Here is a 3,813-nt window from a genome sequence, read left to right on the forward strand (position 1 = left end):
GGTAGTTTTTTGTCTAGAATCTTGTTTTTCTCTGTAAAAACTGTCCGAACTATTGTGTTAGATCATCTGCTGATAATTCTAGGTCAAATAAGTCTGCTGCAATTAGAATGGCTGCCCATCGCTTAATCTGCGGATCTTCTGGCAAAAATAATGCCCCATCACTTGCATTATGCCCAGAGTGCCGCTCAATTAGCCGTCTAGCTAATTCCAATTCAGCTTACCCAGAGCCAAAACTGCTGACCCCAGCTTTTTCCAGTTGTTCTCGCAGAAAGGCTTTATCTCTGGCTAGAGTCTTCACGTTCCGTCCACGTTCATCTAGTTTGTTCAAATCGTGAACTGCCGTAGCCGCTAAAATTACTGCTCGTTTGTCATCTGGCACTCCTGCCATTTTGCTGACCGTCAAAACAAATTGACACGCAGAATCAAGATGTTCTGCTAACGTATGCTTTTCTCGTTTACCCCGCTGACGATACATTCTATGCTGCTTATAGAGTAACGGACGAACTTCACTAAAATAGCGTTCTTCAAGTATTTTAGGAGGACGGTTTAGCAGTCTCATCGCAAATGTCCCTATTTAAATTTTTCCTGCAACCAACAAGCGATACTCGAACTGATTGCGATCAACCCGGTGTTTCTCGATGCGATCGCCCTTCTGCTTAGCCCTATAGATAGTGGCCGGAAATCGATGCCCCACTTCCTGTACCAGTTCCTTGGTTGAATGCCAGTTTCCATCCGACAAAACCTGCATCAGCTTTTCCAGGGTTGTCATAGCAAAACTCCCTTTACTCAAAAGTTCCCGAACTTTTCTATAAATTGGAAATGAGTGCTCATCACTTCACAGAAATTGACAAGGCTCAAAGTTCCCCTTGATGTGCTGACTTTGTGTCTGTAGAAAGTTGCATAAGTTAATCATGGCATCGAAAATAGGGGGCGACAAGACTAGATATAGACAAAGTATCCGTATATTTATGAGCCGAAAAGGTCATTCCATTACGTTGTCTCTTAAAGAACAGGACAAGGCCCAGCTTGAAGTTCTCGCGCTGGAGTTTGGCCTAACTTGGGGCGATCGCCCCAATATCTCGAAACTGGTGGAAGCGATCGCCCGTCGTCAACTTGCCATTGCCCCCAATCATGATTGGCCAAAAGCGCGCATTATCGCTCTTAACCGTGCCCGCACTGCCCTGGTGGATGCCGGAGAAATCGAGATGGCGATTGCGATCGCTCAACTATTGTGTGAGCGCAGTGAACTAACTATTCCTTTACGAATCGAATTAGAACAGTTCATTGCCCACCCAGTGCCATCCTGGCGGCTAGAGGTAGAACGTTACCTGCTCCGGCAACAGCCGTTTCAACTGTTCTATCAGGATGCTGCCGAACGAATCTGGCAGTTCACCATTCGCTATGCCGAAATTGCCATCCATGAAGACCGCCAGTACCTCGATTGTTGGTGTGAGGAAACGGCTGGCAATCAAGATTTACCAGAATTAGCCCATAACTGGTGTCTGCGGCTGGATCGAATCACTGATGCCTCAGTTGCTCAAATCGGCGGCGCATGGCGGGCTGGGTTAGCCATGATTCCGGTTGAAATGCATTTACGCCGTGGGCTGGCTTTTGCTTATCAGAGTAAAACGAACCGGGATAAAGTGAATGAATGGCTCGGTGGCTCTCCCCAGGTGCGACGAGTAGTCCGACAGGTAACCAGCACCTTCTGGTTCATTCGAGAAGTGCTGCGCTATGGTAGGGACTGTGAAGTCATATCCCCAATAGCAATTCGCGATCGCTTGAAGCGGGAACTGGAATTAATGAGTCAGTTGTACAGTTAAAACTTACTCAAATTCCGATGGGTTAAGTCTGATCAGAATTGGCAAAATATAGGGCTTGCCTTGAAAACTGCTGCTACTGTACCTCAGAGTATCCGGCAGTTAAAACTGCGACTAAACCCACAAAGTCTGCCGACGCAGACTCGATAAAATTGAGGTTTTCAGTAACCTGCGTCGGCAGGGTTTCGCCGGATAGCCGCGACTTCAGTCGTTAGGGTGAATTAGAGCTGTTGGATTTCGGGATGGATGAAACCATAGCCAGCGGATCTGAGTTTCTGATTAGACACTTTGGCGTTGTAGGGACGCAGGCTAGGTTGAGTAGGATCCCAGAAGACGGGGGGCAGGTGATGAGTGGAGCAAACCTGATCCAGCAATTCTTTACTGGTTAGCGGAACAGTGCCAACGAGATTGTAAATGCCATCTAAACCTTGCTGACGGGCAAAGTCGATCGCGCCCACAATATCATCCAGATGTACCCAGTTGGCGGCATCTTCGCCAGTACCAGGACGGGTGGTTCCGGCAACGCGGCCAAAAATTTTCACCAGTTCCCGACCGGGGCCGTAAATTCCTCCCAGGCGAAAGACACAAACCTTCAAGCGGTCACTGGCAGCATTCAGGAGTACCTGTTCCGTAGCCGCTAACACCTCACCGTTTGCGTTTGCTGGAGCAACCGGAGTGGTTTCATCCACCCAGGCTCCGCCGCGATCGCCATACACCGCATAACTGCTTGTGTAAATGATCTGACGCACGGAGGGGCACTGTTGCAGAGTAGCTACCAGCGTTTCAGCCGTTTTCAGGTAAGTATCGGTATAGCTGCCATAGCGGGCACCCACAGATAGCAAGACAATCTCCTGATTCTGGAGGAGCGATCGCAGGGCAACGGCATCACTTCCCTGCAAAACCACAACCCGATGGGCGATCGTTTCTAGTTCCGCAACTCGTGCTGGAGTTGTGGTTGTGGCCGTCACCGTCAGAGTGGGTCGCCACAATCGGGCCACCTCCGTTCCCACATAGCCACAGCCTAAAATGACTGCATTCGTCAACAGATCTAGCCTCCTGCGGAGCGTCTATTGGTGTTTGCTAATAACCGGGCTGACAGAACTCCCCCCAGAAAGCCAAACAGGTGTCCTTCCCAGGAAATCCCGGTTTGAAAGGGAGATAGCCCCAATAACAGACTACCGTACAGGATGCAGACAAACAGCGACATGACGATTGCGATCGCGCTGCGTTCAAAATAGCCCCGCAACAGCAGATAGCCCAGATAGCCAAAAATCACCCCACTGGCTCCAATATGGATGCCGGGAGCACCGAATAGCCAGGTGCCCAAGCCACTCACCAGGGCAGAAATTATAGTGACTACGAAGAAATCACTAATTTCCCGTAGCATCACAAACCAGCCCAGCACCAGGAAGGGAATCGTATTGCCAATCAAATGGGCTAAATTTCCGTGCAGAAAAGGGGCAAACAGAATTCCCCGTAGCCCAATCAAATTCCGGGGCACAATCCCATATTGATCCAATCCGCTCACCGGATTAAGCCCCTGTCTAAAGAACAATAGATCAAACAATTCCAATCCCCAGGCAATGGCTACTAGCCCACCCAAAATCATGGCATGGGCTTTTAGTTCCTGAGTGATCGTTGGTTCGGGTCTGTGGCCTTTCATAGGATTTTGGATTTGCGATTTTGAATTTTGGATTGGCTCTTAACTAAACCAAGTCCAGCTAGAGAGCGGTCGTTTTCCTATAAGAAAAGCTATGGTTCTGGACTTGAACAAGGTTTAATTTGTGTTGTGTGGTGCTGGAGTAGTTGTCAATTCTAAGTTTTGAGTTTGCATTGATCCACCTACTCAGTCACCCGTCCACTTCCTTACACCCTCACCTTTTCCACCTTCTCTTGTGCCACGTGCTACACACCACGTGCCTCCTAGCTATCCACTATTCTTTTAACTATTGAGGGGTTCAGGGAGCTATAAGTCCCGCGCTGTATGCGAAGC

5 protein-coding genes are annotated in these 3,813 nt (G+C 48.9%); 1 reads left to right on the forward strand and 4 read right to left on the reverse strand.

Annotation, left to right across the window (positions count from 1 at the left end):
* Positions 1 to 217: 217 nt before the first annotated feature.
* Together ACUVQO_RS22670 and ACUVQO_RS22675 are read right to left on the reverse strand one after the other, a co-directional pair.
* On the reverse strand, positions 218 to 559 hold the full coding sequence (locus ACUVQO_RS22670) for a hypothetical protein (RefSeq protein WP_445928088.1): 342 nt from the start codon (positions 557 to 559) through the stop codon (positions 218 to 220).
* Positions 560 to 574: 15 nt separating this feature from the next.
* Positions 575 to 769: a hypothetical protein gene (locus ACUVQO_RS22675; protein WP_445928089.1), complete on the reverse strand. Its 195-nt coding sequence runs from the start codon at positions 767 to 769 to the stop codon at positions 575 to 577.
* A gap of 226 nt (positions 770 to 995) precedes the next feature.
* Here ACUVQO_RS22675 and ACUVQO_RS22680 point away from each other — a divergent pair, with 226 nt between their 5' ends.
* Positions 996 to 1,823 carry a helix-turn-helix transcriptional regulator gene (locus ACUVQO_RS22680; protein ID WP_445928090.1) on the forward strand — a complete coding sequence of 276 codons (828 nt, stop codon included), beginning with the start codon at positions 996 to 998 and terminating at the stop codon, positions 1,821 to 1,823.
* Positions 1,824 to 2,041: 218 nt separating this feature from the next.
* On the opposite strand, the gene ACUVQO_RS22685 is transcribed toward ACUVQO_RS22680, so the two are convergent.
* Both ACUVQO_RS22685 and ACUVQO_RS22690 read right to left on the reverse strand, forming a co-directional pair.
* Positions 2,042 to 2,863, reverse strand: a complete 822-nt coding sequence (locus ACUVQO_RS22685) for an SDR family oxidoreductase (RefSeq protein WP_445928091.1) — start codon at positions 2,861 to 2,863, stop codon at positions 2,042 to 2,044.
* 5 nt (positions 2,864 to 2,868) lie between these two features.
* Positions 2,869 to 3,483 carry a rhomboid family intramembrane serine protease gene (locus tag ACUVQO_RS22690; RefSeq protein WP_445928092.1) on the reverse strand — a complete coding sequence of 205 codons (615 nt, stop codon included), beginning with the start codon at positions 3,481 to 3,483 and terminating at the stop codon, positions 2,869 to 2,871.
* Positions 3,484 to 3,813: the final 330 nt, after the last annotated feature.

Source organism: Leptodesmis sp. (assembly GCF_052746595.1).

Excerpts from the sequence above, each read along its gene's own strand:
- ACUVQO_RS22670 (WP_445928088.1), bottom strand. The coding sequence starts at position 559 with ATGAGACTGCTAAACCGTCCTCCTAAAATACTTGAAGAACGCTATTTT.
- ACUVQO_RS22675 (WP_445928089.1), bottom strand. The coding sequence starts at position 769 with ATGACAACCCTGGAAAAGCTGATGCAGGTTTTGTCGGATGGAAACTGG.
- ACUVQO_RS22690 (WP_445928092.1), bottom strand. The coding sequence starts at position 3,483 with ATGAAAGGCCACAGACCCGAACCAACGATCACTCAGGAACTAAAAGCC.